Annotated in this window: 15 protein-coding genes and 2 other annotated features (1 of these 17 only partly in view); of the genes, 14 read left to right on the forward strand and 1 reads right to left on the reverse strand. The window is 40.2% G+C overall.

All coding sequences use genetic code 11. The annotated features are described in order from the left end of the window. Positions 1 to 125 (forward strand) — a binding site (T-box leader) (it extends 132 nt beyond the left edge of the window). A gap of 54 nt (positions 126 to 179) precedes the next feature. Beyond that, positions 180 to 434: a binding site (T-box leader), on the forward strand. Positions 435 to 754: 320 nt separating this feature from the next. From brnQ to AYJ08_RS06590, 5 genes are all read left to right on the forward strand, one after another. Further along, positions 755 to 2,095 carry a branched-chain amino acid transport system II carrier protein gene (gene brnQ / locus AYJ08_RS06570; protein ID WP_064017056.1) on the forward strand — a complete coding sequence of 447 codons (1,341 nt, stop codon included), beginning with the start codon at positions 755 to 757 and terminating at the stop codon, positions 2,093 to 2,095. A 379-nt stretch (positions 2,096 to 2,474) separates the two neighbouring features. Further along, positions 2,475 to 2,981, forward strand: coding sequence for a GNAT family N-acetyltransferase (locus AYJ08_RS06575; RefSeq protein WP_064017057.1), 507 nt, complete (start codon positions 2,475 to 2,477; stop codon positions 2,979 to 2,981). A gap of 32 nt (positions 2,982 to 3,013) precedes the next feature. Beyond that, positions 3,014 to 9,487, forward strand: a complete 6,474-nt coding sequence (locus tag AYJ08_RS06580; protein WP_064017058.1) for an amino acid adenylation domain-containing protein — start codon at positions 3,014 to 3,016, stop codon at positions 9,485 to 9,487. 135 nt (positions 9,488 to 9,622) lie between these two features. Further along, positions 9,623 to 14,125: a non-ribosomal peptide synthetase gene (locus AYJ08_RS06585; protein WP_064017059.1), complete on the forward strand. Its 4,503-nt coding sequence runs from the start codon at positions 9,623 to 9,625 to the stop codon at positions 14,123 to 14,125. An 18-nt stretch (positions 14,126 to 14,143) separates the two neighbouring features. After that, the gene (locus tag AYJ08_RS06590; RefSeq protein ID WP_231929026.1) at positions 14,144 to 17,236 is read left to right on the forward strand and encodes a cyclic peptide export ABC transporter; all 3,093 of its coding nucleotides are present in this window, start codon (positions 14,144 to 14,146) and stop codon (positions 17,234 to 17,236) included. A 167-nt stretch (positions 17,237 to 17,403) separates the two neighbouring features. On the opposite strand, the gene AYJ08_RS06595 is transcribed toward AYJ08_RS06590, so the two are convergent. Continuing rightward, positions 17,404 to 18,054, reverse strand: coding sequence for a YHYH domain-containing protein (locus tag AYJ08_RS06595; protein WP_064017060.1), 651 nt, complete (start codon positions 18,052 to 18,054; stop codon positions 17,404 to 17,406). A 605-nt stretch (positions 18,055 to 18,659) separates the two neighbouring features. Between AYJ08_RS06595 and AYJ08_RS06600 the strand changes: the two genes are divergently transcribed. From AYJ08_RS06600 to resA, 9 genes are all read left to right on the forward strand, one after another. Further along, complete coding sequence (locus AYJ08_RS06600; protein ID WP_064017061.1) at positions 18,660 to 19,238, forward strand: HD domain-containing protein; 579 nt, start codon at positions 18,660 to 18,662, stop codon at positions 19,236 to 19,238. Positions 19,239 to 19,377: 139 nt separating this feature from the next. Then, on the forward strand, positions 19,378 to 20,055 hold the full coding sequence (locus tag AYJ08_RS06605) for a site-2 protease family protein (RefSeq protein ID WP_064017062.1): 678 nt from the start codon (positions 19,378 to 19,380) through the stop codon (positions 20,053 to 20,055). A gap of 32 nt (positions 20,056 to 20,087) precedes the next feature. Then, positions 20,088 to 20,849 carry a segregation and condensation protein A gene (locus tag AYJ08_RS06610; protein WP_064017063.1) on the forward strand — a complete coding sequence of 254 codons (762 nt, stop codon included), beginning with the start codon at positions 20,088 to 20,090 and terminating at the stop codon, positions 20,847 to 20,849. Then, positions 20,839 to 21,423 carry an SMC-Scp complex subunit ScpB gene (gene scpB / locus AYJ08_RS06615; RefSeq protein WP_031414437.1) on the forward strand — a complete coding sequence of 195 codons (585 nt, stop codon included), beginning with the start codon at positions 20,839 to 20,841 and terminating at the stop codon, positions 21,421 to 21,423. Before AYJ08_RS06610 ends, scpB begins: the two co-directional genes overlap by 11 nt. An 87-nt stretch (positions 21,424 to 21,510) precedes the next feature. Beyond that, the gene (locus tag AYJ08_RS06620) at positions 21,511 to 22,683 is read left to right on the forward strand and encodes a D-alanyl-D-alanine carboxypeptidase family protein (RefSeq protein ID WP_064017064.1); all 1,173 of its coding nucleotides are present in this window, start codon (positions 21,511 to 21,513) and stop codon (positions 22,681 to 22,683) included. Beyond that, entirely contained in the window at positions 22,676 to 23,266 is a 591-nt protein-coding gene (locus tag AYJ08_RS06625) for a nucleoside recognition domain-containing protein (RefSeq protein WP_064017065.1), read from the forward strand. The genes AYJ08_RS06620 and AYJ08_RS06625 overlap by 8 nt, the downstream gene beginning before the upstream one ends. Before the next feature lie 14 nt (positions 23,267 to 23,280). After that, the gene (locus AYJ08_RS06630) at positions 23,281 to 23,814 is read left to right on the forward strand and encodes a spore maturation protein (RefSeq protein ID WP_064017066.1); all 534 of its coding nucleotides are present in this window, start codon (positions 23,281 to 23,283) and stop codon (positions 23,812 to 23,814) included. A gap of 307 nt (positions 23,815 to 24,121) precedes the next feature. Beyond that, positions 24,122 to 24,874: a pseudouridine synthase gene (locus AYJ08_RS06635; RefSeq protein ID WP_064017067.1), complete on the forward strand. Its 753-nt coding sequence runs from the start codon at positions 24,122 to 24,124 to the stop codon at positions 24,872 to 24,874. Positions 24,875 to 24,996: 122 nt separating this feature from the next. Beyond that, the gene (resA, locus tag AYJ08_RS06640; protein ID WP_031414442.1) at positions 24,997 to 25,530 is read left to right on the forward strand and encodes a thiol-disulfide oxidoreductase ResA; all 534 of its coding nucleotides are present in this window, start codon (positions 24,997 to 24,999) and stop codon (positions 25,528 to 25,530) included. The last annotated feature ends 5 nt before the right edge of the window (positions 25,531 to 25,535 follow it).

A 25,535-nucleotide genomic window follows, 5' to 3' on the forward strand; every position in this document is an offset into this window, starting at 1 on the left:
GAGTAGGTAACAACGGAATGTCCACCGTTAAAAGGAGCCAAGTCTATTTGTTAGACTTGATAAGTGTCTGCTTTTCGTGAGGAAGGCAGAAAGCTGAGTGGTACCGCGAAACTCTCGTCTCTGCAATCAAAATGTAAGTTGATTGTAGAGACGAGAGTTTTTCATTTTAATTTCATAAATAAAAAGCATTGATGAGGAGAAGTAGGGAAAGGATTAATGTGCAGAGAGCTGTCCCATGGCTGAGAGGATGGTCATTACACCTTTTTTGAATATCACCTTAGAGCTTTGTTCCTGAAAGGACATCTGCTAAATGTCAGAGTAGGGAACAACGGAAAATCACCGTTATCTGATGAGAGTCCTTATAGACTTGCAGAGTCTGTTTTTCGCGAGAAGACAGAAAGCTGAGTGGTACCGCGTATATCTTCGCCTCAGTAACCAAAAGCAAAGTGTTTTAGATGAAACACTTGCTTGGTTGCTGAGGTGTTTTTTTATTTTTATATAGAATAAGGAGTTGAGCTGGACAGTCTTTTCATTACAGAGTTGATTACTAAAATACACCATTTCATTAAAGGGCCCGTTGTATTTGAAATCAAATTACAAGCCATTTTTTGGAACGAAGCACTTTTAATTCCTAGTATTCAGGGTTGTAAACTTATATTTAGACAGGAGGGTGCACAATGGAAATTGAGATTCAAGTTACCGTCAGAATCGATCCAGTTCATCTAGAAAATGAATCATAGTGAGGAGAATTTATATGCAGAGGTTATCAAGAAAAGATTTACTGTTAGTAAGCTTTATGGTATTTTCCTTATTTTTTGGAGCAGGAAATTTAATCTTTCCCCCTTTCTTAGGACAGTCAGCGGGAACTAACTTTTGGCAAGCAATGAGCGGTTTTATCATCTCTGCTGTTGGACTACCTATCTTGGGAGTTGTTGCAGTAGCAAAATCTGATGGTCTGCACAATTTGGCCAAACGAGTACATCCTGTTTTTGCTTTTATCTTCACTCTTCTTATCTATTTATCAATTGGTCCTTTCCTAGGTATTCCGCGTAATGGAAGCTTAGCCTTTGAAATGGGAGTGGCTCCTTTTTTACCAGTGGAATGGCAACAAACTAGCTGGGTGCTCTTTCTCTATACACTAGTGTACTTTTCGATTGCTTTTTGGCTTTGTTTAAATCCAGCTAAGCTCTCTGATCGATTTGGTAAAGTGCTAACGCCATCGTTATTAATTTTACTTACAGGCATTTTCATTTATAGCTTATTCAAGCCTATGGGGTCTTTTACTAGTCCAATTGAAAGTTATATACAAACACCGTATTTCAATGGGTTTTTGGATGGGTATTTAACGATGGATACAATTGCGGCACTTAATTTTGGAATTGTCATTTCAGTAACTCTGAAGCAAAAGGGAATTAAAGAGAAAAAATCATTGATTGCAACTACTGTCTATGCAGGATTAATTGCTGGGGCGATTCTAGTTTCGATCTATGTTCTACTTGGTTATCTAGGAGCGGCTAGCTCCCCTATGTTTGGAGTGACCGAGAATGGAGCCCAAACGTTAACGAATGTGGTGTTGTATTTATTTGGTAAACCTGGAGTAGTACTACTGGGTCTTGTATTTTCGTTGGCATGCTTAACTACATCGGTTGGACTTATCACTTCATGCAGTCAATACTTTACATCGCTTGTACCGAGAGTCTCATACAAGATGTGGGTGACGATACTTGCACTAACTAGTATGTTCTTTGCTAACATGGGCTTAAGTGGAATTTTATCAATTTCTGTGCCGATATTGTCTGCAATCTATCCGTTAGCTATTGCTTTAATTGTATTGTCCTTTACGAATGACCTGCTAAAAGGCGATTCCATTGTCTACACATGCAGCATGCTGTTTGTTGGAATTGTTAGTATTGCTGATGCATTGGGTCAGGTAGGAATTCATTCTCTAGCTTTTGATCGTGTGCTGAGTTATTTGCCGCTGCATGAAAAAGGACTTGGGTGGGTTGTCCCAGGAATCGTAGGTGCGCTGATTGGATATGTAATTTCGTTTATTAAAAAGAAAAACACCAGCTTAGCTCCCCAGACTACAGAATGATCATTTCAAAAAAACAATTCCAGTCCCGTAGTGGACGGGGTTGTTTTTTGTTTTTGAATGAATAATTGGTTAAAAAATATACTGAGGGAAAAGAGGGAAGTTTTAATAAATATACAATTATCTAATTATTTTTTTAGTATAATTTAACATAATACTTGCAGGATTATCCAATTTGAAGTTAAATAATAGTAAAACAACAAATTACTAGTACGAAAAAAGGTATTTTTTAGAATAAAAGCATTTTTGTTTAGAATTTTTTAAATTTGGTTTTTATTTAGAAGTGAAAAATTATGGTTGTTCAAGGTAAGTTTTTCATCTGGCGAAAGCTATCCATGGATGAATGTATCAGTAGGATTGTTTAGAAAGGTGTTGGGAGAGTTTGAAGGAAAATCAAAATTCGTTTATTTCATTATGTCCCGTTTCATCGAGGGATAAAAATATTATTTTCAATCTCATGCCTCTATATTTACACGATTTATCAGCCTACACCAATAATCTTACCATCGACCAGCAAGGCAGATTTGTATATGAGAATCTGAACCTTTACTGGGAAAGGGAGGCTCTGCAGCCTTATCTCATTAAATCTAAGAAGGATATCGTCGGCTTTCTGCTGCTAAATCGACCACCATTTGCCCCAACGGGTACAGATTTTTATGTGAATGAGCTGTTTATTCTTAATTATTACCGGAGAAAAGGGTTCGCTAGAAAGGCATTAAAGCAATGTTTTACAGACAATCCTGGGAACTATATGGTCGTGCAGATGATCAATAACAAACCAGCGATTTCATTCTGGCATCGACTTTATGAGGAGGAAGGGATTGTTTTTGAGGAAAGGCAAGACGTTTTACAAGATGAACCGTGCTTACTACAAAAATTCACAATCTAATTTACGATTTGGGAAGGTGGCTCATAACAATCATGGTAGTCTTTAACAATAGGGTGATGGAACAGGAACAATTTTGGCTGTCTAAGCTTGGCGGTGAGTTCATCCCTTCTATGGTCCCCGCGGACTATCCTTACGTCGGTCAAACCAACTGTAAGGCTTCATTTCAAGTAACTGTTGAACAAGAAATAACAGACAGGCTCATTCAGGTTTGTAAAAACTCTGATTTGCTTTTGTATACCTTTTTGCTAGCAACAGCAAAAATTTGGCTACATAAATATACCCAGCAAACAGAAATTTGCGTAGGCGCACCAAATCTTTCACCATCAACTAGACTGGTTCCGATCGTCTCGAATCCGGCTCCACATCTAATCTCCAAGCAATTTATTATGGATGTAAAGCAGTCTCTTGCGGAGTCTTACAAAAATCAGGATTATCCGCTTCATCATATTTATGAAAAATTGGATATAAATCCACAGGGCTCTGCCTCTCCATTTATCAAGCTAGCTGTAGCTCTAGACAGGATACACAACCGAGATTTTGTTGTGGCTCAAGAGATAGACCTTCTCTTATTTTTTTCAAAATCTGATCATTCGCTTCAAGTAACTCTTCATTATGATAAGGCAGTTTATGAGACACGGACATTGGAACGATTTTTTTCTCATTACATAAATATACTGCGTGCAATCGTCACAAACGTAAATATTACTATCAGCGAGATCGAGCTAATGAATGAGGCAGAAAAAGCTCAGCTTACTTCTTTTTCTCAAACACTTGAATCTTATTCAACAGATCAATTGGTTCATCAAGTATTTGAGAAAAAAGCTGAACGTTATCCAGATAAAGTAGCTGTAGTCTATCAGGAACAAAAGGTAACCTATCGACAGCTAAACGAAAAAGCAAATCAATTGGCACGGCACTTACGAGAAAAAGGGATAGAACAGGACGAGGTAATTGCTCTGATGGTAGAGCGTTCCTTAGAGATGATCATCGGAATATTAGGTATTCTCAAGGCAGGGGGTGCCTATCTTCCAATCGACCCTGAAAACCCTTCCGAGCGTATAAGCTATATCCTTGCCGATAGTCAAGCGCGTTTCTTCTTGACACAAAAGACAGGAGGAAGCGATGTAGCATTTGACGGAGAAAGAATAAACCTAGATGAGGATGAGTTATATGTAGGTGAAACCAATAATCTTACACCAAGTCAGACACCGGCACATTTGTTATATGTCATCTATACTTCAGGTACGACTGGCAATCCAAAGGGTGTAATGGTAGAGCATCGGAACGTAATTAATTATGTAACTTGGTTTAGTAAGCAGGCTAGCATTACTCAAGACGACAGTGCAATGCTCTTATCTTCTTATGCATTTGATTTAGGATACACAAGTCTTTTTCCAGCATTGCTTAATGGATGCACCTTGCATATTGTACCAAAAGATACATATCTGCATCCTGACAGCTTGTTGAATTATATAAATGAGGAACAGATTACTTTTATAAAACTTACTCCATCTTTATTTTCATTGCTAGTACAAGCCTTCGACGACGTACATACGTCTTATTTGCCAGCTTTGCGTCTAGTAGCGACAGGAGGAGAGCCGATTCAGCCTATTGATGTTCATACATTTCATAGTTACTTTCCTCATGTAGCCGTCATGAATCACTACGGTCCAACAGAAGCTACAATCGGTACGTTGGCTGGACAGATTAACTTTGATGAATGGCAGAGATTTGAAAAACGTCCGACTATCGGTAAACCAATATCTCAAGCGGAGGTTTTGATTGTCAATCAGGATTTGCAGCTTGTTCCTATAGGCGTTCCTGGTGAATTATGCATTGCAGGAAAAGGACTTGCACGCGGTTATATTGGCCAGCCTGCTTTAACAAGAGAAAAATTTATTGACCACCCTTTTCATTCAGGTGAACGACTATATAAAACGGGAGATTTGGCACGGTGGGATGAGACAGGGAAGGTTGAGTTTTTAGGCCGAATGGATCAGCAGGTAAAAATCCGAGGTTATCGGATTGAGGTAGGAGAGATTGAAAAGCATATAATCACTCATCCGTCCATCCATGAAGCAATTGTACTAGCATTTCCTAATGATCAAAACGAAACTGAGCTATACAGTTATTATCTTTCTGATGAAGAAGTGGGACAAAGTGAGCTGCGTCAATTTCTACAACAGAAAGTGCCTGATTATATGATTCCTATGCTTTTTATCCGAATAGAAAAGGTTCCTCTTACATCAAATGGCAAAATCAATCGTCATGCTTTGCCTAAACCAGATGAATGCAAGCTCGATCAGCATTCCTACGTCGCTCCAAGCAGTGAGATGGAAAAGGAATTGGTATTAGTATGGAAAGATATTTTAAAAAGAGAGCCTATAGGGGTAACGGATAACTTCTTTCAACTGGGTGGACATTCACTAACCGCTATTAAATTAGCCCATAAAATCGGTAAAAAATATGGGATCCATGTCACATTGAATGATATTTTTCTGTATTCAACCGTTCGCGATCAGATTGTAATGATTGAGCAGTCAGAACAAAGAGTTGAAAGACAAATAGAGATTTCACAGAGAAGAGACTATTATCCACTATCTTCTATGCAACGACGTTTGTTTTTATTACATCAATTTGAGGGCGTAAAGACAGCTTACAATATGCCTACGATCTGGCGGTTTTCCGGGAATTTGCACCTAAGAAAGCTGGAGCAGGCGTTTCAAACGCTGATCGACCGTCATGAAGCGTTGCGTACATCGTTTCATGTGATTGATCATGTACCGATGCAACGCGTTCATTCTAACATCAACTTTTCTCTATCATTTCAAGCAAAAACAAAATCAGAAGAAAAGCAGGTGATTGAGTCATTCTTTCAGCCGTTCAATTTAGAAGTAGCACCCTTATTTCGTGCAGGGGTAGTATCGCTATCTAATGATGAGTATCTTTTGATTGTTGATATGCATCACATTATTTCGGATGGCATTTCAATAAGCATACTAATGGCTGAGCTTGAAAAGGCTTATAACGACCGGAATTTGCCACCATTACGGATTCAATATAAAGATTATGCGATGTGGCAACAAAAGTGGGAACAATCAGAAGAGTATAAGCAACAAAAACAATTTTGGCTGAAACAATTTTCTGATGAGCTTCCCGTTCTAAACCTGCCAACAGACTTTATACGCCCAAAAATCCAGAGTTTTAAGGGAGATATCGTAACCGCTGCGTTATCGGGAAAACAATTTGAAGCTATTAAACAGCTCTGTCAAAAAAACGGAGCGACCCTATATATGTTTCTGCTGGCTGCATACAACATTGTGCTCGCTAAATATAGCAATCAGGAAGATATCGTTGTTGGAACGGCAGTGGCTGGGCGAAATGTCAGCGATCTGGAATCTGTAATCGGCATGTTCGTTAATACATTAGCAATTCGAAATAAACCCGTGACAAGTAAAACATTTATCGGTTTCTTAGAAGAAGTAAAGCAAGAAACCATTCAGGCGTTTAACCATCAGGATTACTCTTTAGATGAATTAGTAGAAAATCTTGTGCTACCTAGAGATATGGGCCGAAATCCATTATTTGATACGATGCTAACGCTTCAGAACTATGAGAAACAGACCGTTGAATTAGATGGAATTACAATCAGACCAATCATGAAAGATCATGATGTTGCTAAATTTGATATTACGGTCGTCGCTGTAGAATATCAGGATCAATTACAGCTTTCTTGGGAATTTTCCACTGATCTCTGGAAGAAGGAATCAGCGAAGCAGATGTTGAAACACTTTATAACAGTAATGGAAAAAGTTTCTATAAAACCTGAGATAACCATCGGCGAAATAGAAATCCTATGCGAAGAAGAAAAAAACGAATTGCTAGCTATCAATCACCAAATGGCGATTTCTTATGACAAAGAACTGACGATTATGGATTTGATTGAGTGTCAGGTGAATTTGCATCCTGATCACGTTGCGGTTGTTTCGGATGGGAACAAACTGTCATATCAAGAGCTGAATAAAGCAGCTAACCGGCTTGCTAAATATCTGCTCTTAAAAGGGGTGAAGCGCAATCAACCAATTGGCGTCATGATGGATCGTAGTCCCGAACTCATTATCAGCATTTTAGCTATTTTAAAGGCTGGTTGTGTTTACGTACCAATATCTACAAATTATCCCACAGAACGAATTGAATACATGCTAGAAGATAGTAAAGTTGGCTTGGTAGTAACCAATCAGCAGCCACTGCCAGAGGTACGCTTTGAGGGTGAATGGATTCGTGTAGAAGAAGTAGCATTAGACGAAAATGTTGAAGATATCACAAGGCATACGAATGCAGATGATCTTGTTTATATCATTTACACGTCTGGTTCAACGGGAAAACCAAAAGGGGTCATGATTCAGCACAGAGCCTTACATCATTTCGTCACTGCCATGAATAAAGAATTCTTAGACGAAATCAGTTATCAGGATCGTGTACTCATCTCTGCAGATATCTCGTTTGACGTTAGTTGCTTTGAGATTTTTCAGGCGTTGATAAATGGTGCAACACTTGTTCTTTTTAATGGACAGAAATTTGATGTTGCGCTTCTTGCAAAAACAATTCGGGAAGAAAAGGTAACGTTAGCTTACATACCACCAGCTCTGCTAGATCAGTTGTATGAGACGATCCTTGCATCACCTGATCAATATGCATTACATAAAATGCTTGTTGGTGTAGAACCAATTAAGGATGAGGTGTTGGCCCGATACCTGTCTCTTCATCCTAATATGCGCATCGTCAATGGATATGGACCAAGTGAGGCTACCATTTGCTGTACCGCGTTCCGCTATGAAAAAAGCGAGATAACAGGCAAATATGTATCCATTGGTAAACCGATAGGCAACATGCAGGTTTATATTCTAGATTCTGAGCTTCATCTGGTTCCAAAAGGTGTGACTGGTGAACTGTGGATTGCAGGAGAGGGGTTATCCCTCGGTTATCTGAATCAGCCAAAGCTGACAGAAGAACGTTTTATAGCGAACCCCTTTAATTCTAACACTTTGATGTACCGAACAGGAGACAAAGCAAAATGGACAGAGGGGGGGAATGTAGAGTTTCTGGGTAGAATCGATCATCAGGTGAAAATTCGCGGCTACCGGGTTGAACTGGGTGAAATTGAAACACTTCTACTGCGTCATCCAGAGGTTAAAGCGGCACTGGTTATGACAAGAACAGATTCTTATGAAATTCCATATTTGTGTGCTTATGTCGTCTTTCAAAATAAAGATTGGATTTCAGCTCCAGATGCTACACAGATTCTACACCAATGGCTTGCTGCTTTTTTACCTGATTATATGATCCCTAGCTTTTTTATTGCAGTAGATGAATTCAAGCTAACCCCAAATGGCAAAATCGATCGCAAAAGCTTGCCTGAACCAAATGGGAACGTGCCTAGAAATGAACAGAGCTACTTGGCGCCGCGAAACAGCTTTGAAGAGCAAATGGTACTGTTGTGGGAGGAAGTTTTAGAAGTTACACCGATTGGGATTATGGACAATTTCTTTATGCTAGGAGGTCATTCACTCAAAGCGTTTGTGCTGGCTAACCAGATTACGCAACGCTTTGGGCTCAGCCTGCCTTTGTCCTATTTATTTAAGGCCCCGACTATAGCAGGCTTATGTGATCATTTACAGAAGCGAGAGGCTGTCCTAGACAAGAACGTTATTCTGCTTAAAAAAGGAAGTAGTAAGGTCCCTCCACTATTCTTGATTCACGGTCAAGGAGGAGGAGTTATTACATTCTCTCATTTAGCGCGTGAATTAGGGTGTGACTGTAGCGTTTATGGTATTCAAGCTGTTGGGTATGAGGGGGAAGCGGATGCTCTGACAACAGTTGAAGAAATGGCTGCTCATTATATTGCTTCTATTCGACGAATTGCGTCAACAATGCCTATTCAGCTAGTTGGTTGGTCCTTTGGAGGCCTGATTGCTTATGAAATGACGAAACAATTAGAGCAGCAGGGAGAACAGGTCGAATTACTGGCTATGATTGACTGTCTACCGCTGCTGGATACGGAGCGTATTTCAATAGACCAGAGTTATAAAGAGTGGGACGCTGTCATTTTATATGCGCTTCTAAATGGGATAAATCAGGAGGATTTGGCAGCAGTAGCGGAAGAAGAAAAAATGAGATTTTGCTGGGAAGAGGCATGCAAACAAAAACTGTTTCCCGGCGAGGAGTATCGACCAGAGCTGCTGTCTAAACTACGCATTCATGCAATGAACGGATTGGCTATTCAAAAATATCGGCTTTCTGGGCAGATTGACACTGACCTGCACCTATTTCTTGCTTCAGATGAATCGATACGGCATCAGGTTACCACGAGCAAAGAGGTGACACGTTGGAAACCATTTACTACGGGGCAGATAAGGTCAGCATATTTTTCAGGGGATCATTACACGATGCTTGAAATGCCGCATGTTCAGCAGATGGCTAGAATCCTTAACGAGCTGATGATCTGAGACAGAAGAGTCTCACCAATTGATATTGACTGACTTCTTTTTTAGCGATGATGGGATTCTACTTATTCTGTGGAAAATGAATTTGGAAAGCAGTAGCGAGTTAGTAGAAGAGATTTATAAATACTGAAAGTGAGGGTGATTATTTTGACCGTTGCATATGAATACTATCCGCTTTCGCATCCGCAAAAACGAATCTGGTACATAGAAAAAACTTATCCTCACACCTCCATGTACAATATCGGGGGAATCGTTCAAATGAATGGCTCTGTTGATCTTGCTTTCCTTACTCAGGCTATCAAGATTTTTATAAAAAAGCATGATGGGTTAAGGCTTCACTTGCATGAAAATGAGGGTAATGTAAGTCAATACATTGTAGAGCTGGATGATGTTGAAGTACCTTTCTACGATTTTAGCCATTCGGAGCATGCCGAAGAAGAGGCACTGAAATGGGCTGAGACAGAGTTTAAAAAGCCCTTTGTGCTAGTTGATCGTCCGTTGTTTTCTTTTGCTACTTTTCGAGCTCATGAGAAATACACTGGATATTTTGTTAAGCTACATCATATTATTGCTGATGGCTGGTCTATCAATATTATGACAAATCAAATCAGCAGTATTTATCAAAAAATAAAAAATGGTCACGATTTAGCGGAAGAGGTTGAATCCTCATACTTAGATTTTTTGCAGCAAGAGGACAAGTATTTAACTTCCTCACGTTTTGAAAAGAATAAGAAATATTGGAATGAAAAATTCCATTCACTCCCTGACAGCTTTTTGACTAAAAGCTCAGATCAGGTAGAAGGAAAGAGAAGGGGTATTGAGCTTGATAAAGCCCTGTCAGCTCGTATAAATACGTTTGCTACTAGTCATAATCTATCGCTAAATTCCCTGTTTATCATGCTCGTTTTACTCTATCAGTACAAAACGCAACAAAATCATGATCAAATACTCGGTATCCCCGTACTTAATCGTTCGGGAAATAAAGAAAAAAACATCTTTGGAATGTTTACGAGCACCATGCCATTTCGCATGGTGCTAGAGGATACAGAAACATTAGTAGGCTTATCTAAACGGATTCATAATGAAATACTAAGTAATTTTTTTCATCAAAAATATCCGTATGATCTGTTGATTAGTGACTTGGAACTGAAGAAAAAAGGCTATGACAGCCTCTTCCAAGTTTGTGTGAATTATTATGGAACAAGACTAGTTAATGAGCTGGAAGGGATTCGCTTAGATAATCTGGAGTTTTATAGTGGGCATCAGGCTTATTCATTGCAGCTAGTCATAAAAGAATGGTCAAGTGAGAGCAAAATTACCTTGTTCTACGATTACAAAACCAGTGATTATACAAATGAAAAAATAGAAGAAATTCACAATCGACTGATGTACATGCTTGAACAGCTCTTAGAACAACCAGAGAAGTCGATCAAGGAGGTTTCTCTTTTAAGTCCTCAAGAAAAACATGATCATTTGTATGGTCGAAATCAAACAGATGCGTTTTATCCAAAAGATAAGCTGATACATCAGCTTTTTGAGGAACAGGCAGCGTTAACGCCTGATCGTGTGGCTGTATGCTTTCAACAAAACACCTACACCTATCGTCAGCTAAATGAACAAGCCAACAGATTAGCACGCACCCTTCGTGCAAAAGGTGTAGGGCCAGATCAATTGGTTGGCATTTATATGAGGCATTCGTATGAGATGATTGTGGGCATCTGGGCGGTATTAAAAGCAGGAGGGGCATACGTGCCGATCGATCCTGATTTTCCGCTTGATCGTGTTTCATATATTTTGCAGGATAGTCAGGCCAAGCTTTTACTATCAAATGAAGATGTAAATATTGATGGCTTCAAGGGAGAGATTATCCGTCTTGATGATCCAGCAAGCTATTCTTCAGAATCGCAAAACCTTACAACCCTTAATCAAGTAAGTGACTTGGTGTATGCGATTTATACCTCTGGCTCTACAGGAAAACCAAAGGGGACATTAATTGAACATAGAGGCTTGGTCAACTACATCCATTGGGCAAAACAAAAGTACATACAAACTCAGGATGAATCCTTTGCCCTCTATTCTTCCTTAGCATTTGATTTAACCGTTACTTCTATTTTTGCTCCGCTTTTAAATGGAAATCAGGTGATTGTATATGTCGAGAATGGCTCTGAATTTGTGCTAGATACAATTCTTCGCGAGAATCGTGTCAATATTCTTAAACTCACACCAGCACATCTTGCTTTAATTAGCAGCAGGGATAATCACAATTCCGTAATCAAACGGCTTATCGTTGGTGGGGAAGACCTGAAGGCAACGCTTGCTGCTAAAACCTATGAAAGCTTCAGCAGAGATATCTGCATTTACAATGAGTATGGTCCGACAGAAACGGTAGTGGGTTGCATGATCTATGAGTATAATCCGCAGCTAGATCGGATGGGTTCTGTGCCAATTGGTCGTCCAATTCATAACGTACAAATCCACCTGCTCAATGATGATTTACAGCCTGTACCTGATGGTGTTACAGGAGAGTTGTATATTTCTGGTGATGGAGTTGCTAGAGGATATTTGGGTAGAGAGGATTTAACGAAGGATCGTTTCTTAGACAATCCGTTTAAGCAGGGATATCGTCTGTACAAGACGGGTGACCTTGCCAGAATGCTACCTTCACAAGACATAGAGTATGCAGGAAGAATTGATCATCAGGTAAAGCTAAAAGGATATCGGATTGAATTAGGGGAAATTGAGAATTGCTTAACTAGTTTCGCATCTGTTAAGGAAGCTGTGGTCATTGATCGATTAGAGGAGAACGGGCACAAATACCTGTGTGCATATATGATTGCAGATGAGAATATTTCCATCGTTGAGATGCGTTTAAAGCTAGCAAGCAAGCTCCCCTCTTATATGATTCCAAGCTATTTTGTTACGGTTGATACATTTCCATTAACCTCAAATGGAAAAATTGATCGCAATCAGCTTCCTGATCCGCTTGCTACAAATAGTTCTAAGCAAGCAGGAAATAAACCGGCAAACGATACAGAAGAAATCGTAATGAAAATCATGAAAGAAGTGCTACAGACAAAAGAAATTACAGTAGATTCTAATTTTTATTTTCTTGGTGGAGATTCGATAAAAGCGATCCAGGTTGTTAGTAAGTTAAACCAGATGAATCTGGGTGCAACCGTGAAAGATATCATGACTTTCCCAGTGATACATGAGCTTGCAGCAGCAATTGAATTGAACCAACAGCCTGTGGCTCCACAAACTGTGATGAGCGGTACAATTAAGCCGACACCAATCACCGCATGGTTTTTCTCACAGAATCTAAGGAAGCCCGAGCATTGGAATCAATCTGTTCTGCTTCAACTAAAAAAGACATTTTCAACGGAACAAATAAGTACAGTACTCACAAAAATTGTCCATCATCACGATACTTTGCGACTGAACTACGATGGGAAGGCAGAAGTCCTCTACTATAATGAGAAGCATTTAGCTAACCCAGTGGATGTTCAAACAGTTAATTTGATGGGAATGCCTATTGATAAACAGCTCGAAAAAATGAAACAAATGGGTGAGCAGGTGAAAAGCAGTCTAGATCTAGAAGAGGGATTATTGCTGAAAGCAGTATTGTTCCTGTTAGATGGAGGGCAGACAAGGTTGTTACTCACGGCACATCATTTAGTAGTTGATGGGGTTTCGTGGCGGATTTTATTAGAAGATATGGGACTGCTTTTTGGCTGTATAGAAGAAGGCCGTGATTTACATTTACCAGCAAAAACTCATTCGTTTCAAAAATGGGCAGAGGAGCTGGATGCTTATAGTAAAACAGGAGCATTACGCTATGAGCAATACTGGAAGGAAGCTCTCGGTGCTCCGGTATGGCAAAATGAAACAAAAAACGAAACCAAGGAATCCTTGCAAAATGCTGAAACACTTCATGCTGAGTTTAGCATAGCGTCAACGGAGCAATTGCTACGCAACGCCAACAGAGCATATCAAACCCATGCTCATGAACTCATCATCATGGGAGTATGCTTAGCAATCAAATCTGCGATGAAAGAAACTGACATAGTGCTTGAGATGGAGGGGCATGGAAGAGAACAGTTGTTTTCTGATATCGATGTATCGCGTACCATTGGATGGTTTACGTCTATGTATCCCGTCAGATTGCAACTTCCTCAGGGGGATATTGCTCAGGTAATGAAAGATCTCAAGGAACAGCTTAGAACTGTGCCCAATAAAGGTATCGACTTTGGAGTTCTCTCTTATTTGACAGGTGCTCTTACCCAGCTTTCAGATAAGCGAATTCGTTTTAACTTTTTGGGAGAAGTGGACAATCAAGTGGACAATCAGTACCTTACTTTAGCACATGAGGACACGGGAACGGATATCTCCTTACAAAATCCAATGACATACCTCATAGAAATTAATGCCATGATCAAAGAGAAAAAATTACATGTTGGTCTTACCTACAGTCAAAGCAACTATCAGCGAGTAGCCATGAAAGAATTTCTGGATAATATCATCACTAGCACAAACGATATTCTCAAGCATTGCTGCCAGTCAGAAGAGATACGAGATTTTACCCCTTCTGATTTTACTACTGTTACTCTCACTCAAGATGATCTTGATGATTTATTCGCATAAGAAAGGAAAACGAAACAGATGAACATGAAAAAATTGTTAAGCTTCCCCATTTTTCTGACATGGGTGCTTTCCTTTATTCTCTTAGTGTATCCAGTTACTCAAATCAGCGCAGCTACTCTTTCTCTATCACCACAAAGCATAGAGCAGATTGAATCGTTCATTACAAAGCAAATGAATACGGCTGAAATTCCCGGTCTACAGGTCATCATCGTGGAAAAAGACAAAACCATATATCAGAAGGGCTTTGGCTACGCGGATATATTGAGCAATAAGCCTGTTACAAATGAAACGTTGTTTGAACTAGGATCAAATAGCAAGGCTTTTACTGGTCTTGCCATCTTAGAATTAGCGGATAAAGGGTTAATTGATTTGAATGACCCGGTAACAAAGTATCTTCCTTGGTTGAATCTTTCCTATAAAGGAAAGATTCAACCTATTACAATCAGACAATTCCTTTATCATACTAGTGGAGTTCCGTTCAAATCGATAGGTTTTCTCCCTGAAGGTAATGAAGAGGATGCACTTGAAAAAACGGTGCGAACATTGCTTTCACAGGAATTGAATCGTGAACCTGGTACAAGGTATGAATATGCGACTATCAATTACGATGTGTTAGGATTGGTAATAGAAAAGGTCACGAAGCAATCTTTTGAAACCTATATCAAACAAAATATCTTACATCCTCTGGAGCTTTCACATACATATGTCGGTGAGCAAAACGTTGATCAGACTCAAAAGGCCACAGGCTACAAGATAGGGTTCACAGAGCCTCAACAATACAATCCGCCTAGTTTCCGGGGAAATACGCCAGCAGGCTATCTCATAAGCAATGGGGTAGATATAGCTCGGTGGATGAAAATACAAATTGGAGCAGCTAGCACAGGTAGTTTTAAGCCTGATCTAATAAAAGCATCTCATGAGCCAGATCGTAAGGTAAAACCTAGCAGTAATGGGTCATCATATGCGGCGGGCTGGGAGGTTTATCAAAATGGAGATGGTGAGATTTCCCACCCCGGAAGTAATCCAACGTTTAGCTCGTTTATTGTAATTCGTCCAACTGAACAAATCGGAGTGGCTGTATTAGCCAATATGAACAGTAACTATACAGTTAATATCGGGCAGGGAATCATGAATACGCTTCTCGATAAAGAGGTGCCCCCCATTCATTCCGACCTGAATAAAAAACTGGATCAGTTAGCGTTTTCCATTATTTGTGTAGTTGCTCCGGTTTGTTTAGCAATTCTTTTTTTACTAGGCCGTATTTTTCTTGAAATAGGGAAAAAGCAACGAAAGCTTCAAGTGACAAAAAAGAATGTAATTGTAGGTCTACTGTTCCATTTGTTGTTGTTATGCATATTTTCGTTAACCATTTTTTATTTGCCGAACCTACTATTTATGGAATTAACGTGGCAATTTATTAAAGTATGGATTCCAGAGACAATTATGCTGGCTATATATGGAGCAACATTAGCATTTGTTCTCTATTTATTTTATTCATTACTTCTTTTATTTTCTAAAAAAAAACAGGAAAACATCTATTTTTCCTTGATAGTTCTAAGCATTGTTAGTGGTTTTGGTAACGCCTTTATTATCTTCATTGTAAATGAAGCCTTTGTAAGAACGAATAATCTAGTTAACGGATTATTGTTTTATTTTATCATCGGGATTTTTATGTATGTTGCAAGTCAAAAGATACTTCGTTCACGTCTTGTGACATTAACCAATCAATTAGTTTATGAAAAACGGATGGAATTGGTTGAGAAATTACTTCAAACTAGCTTTAGCAGCTTAGAACAAATAGAGCAAGGGCGTATTCAGGCAACACTAAACAATGATACAGAGGTTATTAGTCGAGCAATCAATATTCTTATCACTTGTGTGACTAATCTAATCACTTTAGTGTGTTGCTTTATTTATCTAGGAGTCATGAATTTTTATGCATTTGTACTTTCCGCTCTAATCATCGGGCTTGTTGCAGCGATCTATTATCTGATTGGGGAGAAGGCAAATAAACTATGGGAGAAAACACGTGATATTCAGAATGTTTTCTTCAAATTCATCACTGATATGACTAGTGGATTTAAAGAACTGACCTTGCATAGAAGGAAACGTGAAGAATTTCATCTTGCCGTTCAGGAAAGCTGCGCGGAATATCGGGACAAGCGTGCTGAGGGCGATCTTAAATTTGCCAACGTATTTATTATTGGAGAATTACTGTTTATTATTGTCATCGGTTGTGTCGTATTCATCTTTCCTGAGATATTTAAACAAATGGATGTTGATATGCTGCGGAACTATGTTTTTGTTTTCTTGTATATGACCGGCCCTGTCAATGGTTTATTAAATGGCCTCCCCCAAATTGTAATGATTCGTATTAGCTGGAAACGTATCACTAACATGATTCAAGAACTGGCTTTAGCTAAGGACAAAGAGCAAGATAAGGTGATATTGTCAGAGAACATCAAGCAACCCATTCGGATGGTCGTAACGGATGTTTCATACGATTATGAAGCTCAAGAGGAGCGAGGCTTTAGCGTTGGACCGATTAATTTTGAATTTGCGTCTGGAGAAATTATTTTTATTACAGGCGGAAATGGGAGTGGGAAGTCGACGCTCGCGAAGCTACTAACCGGTCTGTACGCCCCGGTAAAAGGGGAAATTTCTATCAATGGCAGCAAGGTGACACATGCTCAATTGAATCAATATTACTCTGCCATTTTTGGCGATTTCCACTTGTTTGATCGCCTTTATGGGATTGATTTTACGCAAAGTGAAAAAGAGATTGCGCGTTATTTAGAGGTCTTAGAGCTACAGGATAAGGTGAAAGTGGAAAAGGGGGTTTTCAGTACAACCAAGCTTTCAACAGGACAAAAGAAACGTCTTGCTCTTTTCATTACCTATCTTGAAGATCGGCCCATTTGCCTTTTTGATGAATGGGCTGCTGACCAAGATCCTGAATATCGGCGCTTTTTCTACCAAGTATTATTGCCAGACATGAAGCAAAAAGGAAAATGTATTATTGCCATTACACATGATGATCAATACTTCCACATCGCAGATAAGGTGATTAAGATGGATGCGGGACAAATGAAGAGCCCAGTTAGTGTTTGAGCAGATTGATGCATTCGTTTGGTAATTCATCGCAAAGAGACTCACTTTTTACTGCCTTAAGCAGAAAGTGAGTCTCTTCCTTTGCGAAATCAGATTAAGTATGCAGCAGTCAACAGGGGTTCATCATTAGGCATCCAGGCATACCTGGGTTAAATCTATAGCAGAGATTAGTAAGCTACATTTTTGGAGATAAAACCGACAACCACGTTGCCATTTGAGTCTTTACTAGAACCATAGTACCAAGTTTGATTTTCTCCGACAACGGACACCTCAGCATCAAGCGGGGCTGAACCACGGGCTTTACTTTTAGTTGATGGTGTTGCATAGAAATAACCTTTATCAGCTTGGATGCTTACTTTTTTAGGGCTAATCACAGTGTATTGGGTTAGCAGCGTTTTAGAGAGATAGCCTTGCTCAAGGGAGGCAAAATGAGTTGAACCGCCTTTATCCTTTACCTCATAGCCATACCAGAGGGTTGTAGATACAGAAGAAGAGGTTGCTGGAGCACTATAGACAGGTGCTTGATCGACTGCGACGATGGTTTTCTTCTGTACGACCGGGGCTTTTACAGCAGGTTTCGCGGTTGGAGCAGTGCTTTTACTAGGTGCTTTAGCTTTGGTAGGAGATGTACCTTTGGTTGAACTGGAGCTACCACCATTATGGTAATGATATTCTCCATAGGAAAGGCCCCACTTTTCACAGTTGGTGCGGCAGGTATGCCCTCCGTTCTTGTCTGTGCGACCTGGATGTGCAGAGGTTTGTTGGAAAGGAACAGCTAGCATAGTTACAAACAGAAACAATAGTAGTGCTTTTTTCATAGAACATTCCTCCTAGAATCATTTCGATTCTATCATAACACAAATCCAAAAAATGGAAAGTTATGAATTTATGCTGAAATATTGCTAGTCAAAATAGAAATGCATACAGCAAAAAAGAGAGGGACAGCTCCCCTCTTTTTTGGTCAGATGTATCGCAATCATCGGTATTCATCTCTTATTTGGTGCACTCGTAATTCATCTCGTGGTATTCTTTAATTAGTTTTTTTAAAAGGATGCTTTCATAAGTGTTTAGACCTTGCGAATTCTCCAACATTATGAGGGAGTGTAGGTCGTTCTCTAGCATTAATTTCCTACGGTCTGTACTCGTCAGTGCCATGGGGTCTTCCCAACTCCTTTACTGTTAGATTGGTAATTAGTATATCGTTATTTCACATTTTGGTAAAACATGGCAAATGGCGACCTCTCTTGATAATATAGCTTCTCATGGTCTGAGCGAAGCTGACTTAACCTATCCCTACAATTGCGCCAGTATAATGCTAAATACAGCCAAATACGGCTCTTTTGGGTAGAAATATGAGAACTAGGTATGATTTTTGTAATCATGGATTTCATCTAATAAAGAAGGTATTTAGGAGGAGTTACACATGAATATGGCTGTAGAAGCTGTTCTATTAGCAACAAAAGCACATGCCAATCAACAAGATAAAGGGGGACAGCCTTATATCCTACATCCCTTGCGCGTTATGATGTACATGCCTTCGGACGAAGCGAGAGCCGTTGCTGTTTTGCATGATGTATTAGAGGATACTGATGTCACTGCTGAGGATTTGCGAGTAGCAGGGTTTCCAAAGGAAGTTGTGGAGGCTGTTATGATTCTTACGAAAAATCCAAAAGAGGAATATGACAGCTATATTACAAGGGTGAAACAAAATCAATTGGCGCGAGCTGTAAAGATTGCTGATATCAAGGATAATTTGGATGTAACTCGAATAGCTGAGCCTACGGAGGATGATTTGGCTCGCATAGAAAAATACAAGCGTGCACTCAAAGAATTAGAGGCTGATGATGAGAATAATCAAAAGGTAAAAAGGCAGGAGGCCAGTGCGCCAGTACAAGCAGAGCTAGAAGAAAAAAACGAACAAGGCACTTCTTGTGAATCTGCAAAGGAAGACGATTCTCAAACAGAAGCGATGGCTAATGACCAACAAGATAAAGCGGAATGAAAAACTCAATCATTTTGATTGAAACTGCTTGGACTTGTGTCATTCTCTGAAGGCTGTTATTCTAATGAAATAGTGTATTTTTGCACAAGCGACCTGCGATAAAGGAATGTGCAAGAGAGAGAGAATGAAGGAGGGCTCCATGGGCTTATTTCACTTTGACCTAAACACGCTCCCATTCCGGGTTATTGCGTTCGTGATTGCCTTTTCCATGCATGAGTGGGCACATGCGTTTATTGCCTATCGATTAGGTGATAACACAGCGAAAAATGAGGGGCGTTTAACACTTAATCCAATTCCGCATCTAGATCCATTCGGACTCCTGATGATTTTGTTTGGACCATTTGGATGGGCCAGACCTGTTCCGTTTAATCCATATAATTTTAGAGGGAATAAACGCTTAGGAATTGTGTATGTTGCAGCAGCAGGACCGTTCATAAACCTAGTATTAGCATTTTTCTTTTCGTTTTTATGGTTTTATATTCAGACCCCATTCTGGGTAGATTTGATGGCTTCGTGGCCTGCCAAAGGGATAGAAGCGGTTTCTTTAACCTTGCAGTACTGTATTGTGATTAACTGCGCTATGTTAGTGTTTAACATGCTTCCCATAGCTCCATTAGATGGTTCTAAAATCCTGCGTTACATTTTGCCTCAAAAATGCAGTGGATTCTTTGATAAATTAGATCTGTATGGACCATGGCTGCTATTGTTAATCGTATTCTTGCCACCGTTGCGAGGATTGCTTAGCGTACCACTCAGCATCGTATTGTCTTGGATTGAAAGCACGACCCGATATGTGGTTATTCAGCTTTTTTTATAACATGATTGCAATGAAGTAAGGCGGGATTAGCGTTGTCATATAGTATTAAATTGGATTCGTTTGAAGGGCCGCTCGATTTGCTTTTGCATTTAATCGACAAGGCAGAGGTAGATATCTATGATATACCCATAGCTGTGATTACCGAACAGTATTTGGATACCATTCATACGATGCGTGAGCTTCAATTGGATGTAGCTAGTGAGTTCGTAGTCATGGCTGCTACTCTATTGGCCATCAAAAGCAAAACGCTGCTTCCGAAAAAAGAGGAGTTACATTTTGAACCATTGCACGATGATTATGGTGAAGAGGAAGATCCTCGCGATGAACTGGTACAACGCTTATTGGAATATAAAAAATTCAAGCGCGTAGCCGAACAACTACGCGAAATGGAGACGGGGCGTAGTCAGGTATTTACTCGACCGGCTGAAGACTTAACACCATATGTGCGTGAGGAAGAGCCCGGAGTTGCCAATGTAACCCTATTTGACATGCTTCACGCTTTAGAAAAATTGTTTGCTAGATTGCAAACAAAAGAGCCTGTAGCCAAGGTTTCACGGGATGAACTATCCATAAAGGATCGGATGAAAGAGATTCGTCAGCTCATTAAGGTTGGAGGAGGGCATGTTCGCTTCTCTCAATTGTTTATCACAAATGTTACTCGCACTGAGATTGTAACAACGTTCCTTGCCTTACTGGAATTAATGAAGGGAAAGGCTATCACGTGTGTTCAGAATCAATTATTTACGGACATCTTGATCAGTGAGGGAAAGGGAGAAACGGAACATGGATTATGATAAATTAAAATCGGTGATAGAGGGACTTTTATTTATCTCCGGTGATGAGGGGATAGATGCAAAGCAGATTGCGGAAATCATTGAGGTTTCTGAGGAGGTTGTCATTGACCTACTCGAAGATATGAAGGCGGACTTTTACCGATCGAAAAGAGGCATTCAGCTTGTGGAAGTGGCGAAAGCTTATCAATTGACTACCTTGCCTGAACATATGATGTATTTTGAAAAGCTGGCTACTTCCCCTACCCACTCGTCTTTATCGCAAGCGGCATTGGAAACCTTAGCTATCATCGCGTATCGCCAGCCGATCACTCGCTCTGAGATAGAGGAGATTCGTGGAGTTAAATGCGAAAAAGCGTTACATACCCTGACATCAAAGCTTTTAATTAAAGAAATGGGACGTGCAGAGGGGATCGGAAGACCGATTTTATATGGCACAACCAAAGAATTTCTAGAGTATTTTGGCTTGAAAGGAATTGCAGATTTACCAGAACCGCCAGTTGATTTTTCATTTGATCAGCAGGATGAGGATATGGCTCAATTGTTTCGCGGAAAGGAATCTGCTGGAAACGACTAGGACCCGATTAAGATTGGGGTATATCATAGGTCTTGTCTCCATATACTTGGTACAAACCCATTGTAAACCAAGCATGAGGAGGACACTATGAGATACCAACGAATAATCGGCGTACTCGTCGTTTTTCTTTTGTGCGTTAGCTATTTAGGCCCACAACCTCGTGCATGGGCATCGCTAGCACCTAAGGTTTCGGCGGAAGCAGCAGCTGTGATTGATGTTAAATCAGGACGTATTCTGTACCAGAAAAATGGAAACAAGAAAATGAGAATTGCCAGCTTGACGAAGACGTTAACAGCCATTGTGGCCATAGAAGCAACCGATATAAAAAAGGTGGTTGCGGTACCAGACAAGGCCGTAGGAGTGGAAGGCTCCTCCATTTATTTAAAAAGAGGGGAGAAGCTGACCCTAGAAGAATTACTATACGGCTTGATGCTTCGGTCTGGTAACGATGCCGCTGCTGCGATTGCTTTGCAGGTAGGGGGCTCCATTGAAGGGTTTGCCGCAATGATGAATGAAAAAGCTATCTATATTGGCATGGATCAAAGTAATTTTATGAACCCGCACGGATTAGACAATAGCAAGGAACACTATTCCACTGCAGTAGACATGGCTAAATTATCCGCTTATGCCTTACAAAATCCACAGTTTCAGCAGATTGTCTCCACGAAAGTAAAAAGTATTTCCTGGGAAGGCGAGAAATGGGAGCGTAGGCTGCAAAACAAAAATAAAATGCTCCACCTCTATGACGGAGCAGATGGTGTCAAAACAGGATATACAAAGCTTGCCAAACGTTGCTTAGCATCATCAGCGACCCGAGACGGACGGCAAGTCGCTGTTATTACGCTTAATGCACCTGATGATTGGAATGACCATGCTATTCTTCTCGATTATGGCTTTCAACAGTTCAAAGAAAGCTCTTTAATTCACAAGGGAGAAAAATGTGATGCTCCTCAATCTATTAAATTGGACGACAAAGGAAAGGTTGAGTTGGTTTCATTAGCTGACTTTACATACCCGCTTAAAGCTGGAGAAGAGCAGCATGTAAGTAGGAAGGTTCAACTGTTTCAAAAACAGGTAGGACATCATGATGTAAATGAGCATGTTGGGTTTGTTGAGATATACTTAGGCAAACATTCCATTGGTAAAATACCACTTACCCTACGAGAAATGAAAGTAACGGATACCTTTCAAAACAACACACCAAGTGGTATCTGGAAGCATGTCTCCCAAATGCTGAAGGGAGGATTACCTGATGCTTAACATCATTTGGTTATTTTTAATTATAATCAGTGTGATCGTAGCAGCTGTAAACGGACGTATGGAAATGATAAGTCAATCAATATTTGAAGGTGCCAAAACAGGCGTTACTGTCTGTTTTGGTCTTCTCAGCGTCCTCATCTTCTGGATGGGGATCATGAAAATTGCCGAAAAATCTGGACTTTTGCAGCTAATCTCAATCTGGTTATCACCCATTGTACAAAAGCTTTTCCCCGACATACCTAAAGGACATCCGGCCATTGGCTACATTCTATCTAACATGAGCGCCAACATCCTCGGGCTTGGAAATGCTGCTACTCCTATGGGAATTAAAGCAATGGAGGAGCTACAAAAATTAAACCCCCACAAAGATATCGCAACCCCAGCTATGTGCACCTTACTTGCCATCAATACGGCCAGCATCACACTTATTCCTACTACGATGATCGCCATTCGCTTGCAATATGGTTCAACGAATGCGTTTGAAATCGTGGGTACAACGCTGCTCGCCTCCTTTATTGCAACAGCTTTTGCCCTGCTGCTTGATCGTGTTTATCGTCTGCGCTACAAGCGCAAATCCCGTTAAAGGAGGGAGATAGCTTGTACTCACTGATCAATGTCGTCTCGCTTTGGGCAATTCCAGTCTTTATTTCTTTCGTTTTAACTTACGGATGGTATAAAAGAGTGCAAGTCTATGACACGTTTGTAGAAGGAGCTAAGGGAGGACTTGTAACAACCATCAAAATATTACCTCATTTAGTAGCGATGATGGTGTCCATTACTTTGTTTCGTGAGTCAGGTGCATTGGATATTTTGCTCCAAGCGATGAATCCTGTACTCCACATTCTTCATATTCCCTCGGAAATTGTCCCATTGACTTTGCTGCGCCCTTTGTCCGGTACAGGGTCGCTCGCTATCACAACGGATTTAATTGCGCAATTTGGACCAGATTCAATGATTGGTAGACTTGCTTCTACGATGCAGGGAAGCACTGATACAACCTTTTATGTGCTGACCGTGTACTTCGGGGCAGTGGGGATCAAAAATGGCTTGTACGCATTAAAGGTAGGCCTATGGTCAGATTTGATTGGCGTAGTTGCTTCTCTAGTGGTTGTTTCCTATATTTTTTCCTAAAATGCCTACTCCCGCATGAGCGTGCCTCTACATCTTTACCTGAATGTTTTAAAGCTTGTGTCAGTGATTGCTGGCAATCTGTGATACAAGCTTTTTTCGTTGGTTTGTTCTGTTGCAATCCTTTATAGACAATCAACAACATATTTTTTACTACTCTAAGACAAGACTAATAATCATACTAGCAGAGGGGGATTCATTGCGTTTTTTCCTAAAAAAACTGCTCGTGTATGAGTAATTTGCAATCTTTGTCAACCGTGCTCTTGTCCAACCTGCTGGAAATAGGTAGAATGTGTGAGGGGTGGTCTATATGGAAGAACGCTTGCAGAAGGTGCTGGCACAAGCGGGTGTCGCCTCGCGTCGCAGCTGTGAAGAACTGATTAAGCAAGGAAGAGTAAAAGTAAACGGACAAGTGGTAACCGAGCTTGGTACCAAGGTAAATGCCTCCGTCGATCAAATTCTGGTTGATAATAAGTCCATTGCACAAGAAGAACATGTCTATGTCTTACTTAACAAACCTACAGGAGTCATTACAAGCATGAGTGATCCTGAGGGACGTAAAACCGTTCGGGATCTGGTTAAACAAATTCCACAGCGGGTTTATCCAGTGGGCCGTTTAGATTTTGATACATCGGGTCTGCTTATTATGACAAACGACGGAGAATTGGCTAATCGTTTGGCTCATCCGTCATTTGAGATGGATAAGGTATATCGGGCTTGGGTCAAAGGGATGCCTACATCGGAAAGTGTCTCTCGACTAGCTAAGGGGATTAAACTAGAGGACGGAATGACCTCTCCTGGGAAAGCTAGAATTTTGGAGCGAGATGTCAAGAAAAACCGCGCCTTAATTGAATTGACCATTCATGAAGGCCGCAATCGTCAAGTGCGCAGAATGTGTCAAGCAATTGGACATCCCGTAATTACCCTGCAACGAATTCAGGTTAGCTTTCTTACATTAGGCAATCTTGGCCTTGGTACATATCGGTTATTAAAAAAGGAAGAAGTAGAACGATTGCGGAGTGAGTTAAAAAAAGTTCAAAAGAAACCGAACAAACGTTTGTGATGAATAGCACATCGTTCAAAAGTTGTTCAAAATATCCAACTCGTTTAAAATAGCGGCAAGCTATAATAAAGAAGGAATGAGTAAAAATTGGAATGATTCTGAACAAAGTCAGGTGAACAAATGTGAATAAACAAAAAAGAACATCAATGCGAGTTGCTATTTTGGGAGTTTTGTTAGTTGCTCTCGTTTTTGCTGTGTACACAAGCTTTGCTAAGCCAAATGAAATTAAAAAAGGGGATAGGGCGCCTAATTTCAGTTTGCAAAGCTTAGATGGTGAAACGATGACATTGGCTGATCTAAAAGGGAAGGGAGTCATCCTTAATTTCTGGGGCTCTTGGTGTGAACCCTGTAGAAATGAAATGCCCGACTTAGAAAAAGCATGGCTTGCCAATAAGGATCAAAACATTGTAATCGTAGGGGTCAACGTGGGAGAGTCGGAGGTATCTGCTGAGCAATTTGTCCGTCAGGTAAATACCACGTTTCCCATTTTGATGGATAAGCAAAAAGAAGTAACAAAAGCATATAACATCGGAAAAATGCCTAGTACGTTTTATATTGATCAGGATGGCATCGTTCAAGAAATCATCATTGGACAAATGGATGAAAAAAGAATAAATTCCGCGCTAGAAAAGATTAGACCTGTGAAGACAAACTAAACCGT

The sequence above is a fragment of the Brevibacillus sp. SKDU10 genome (assembly GCF_001645205.1).
GTDB lineage: Bacteria > Bacillota > Bacilli > Brevibacillales > Brevibacillaceae > Brevibacillus_B > Brevibacillus_B halotolerans.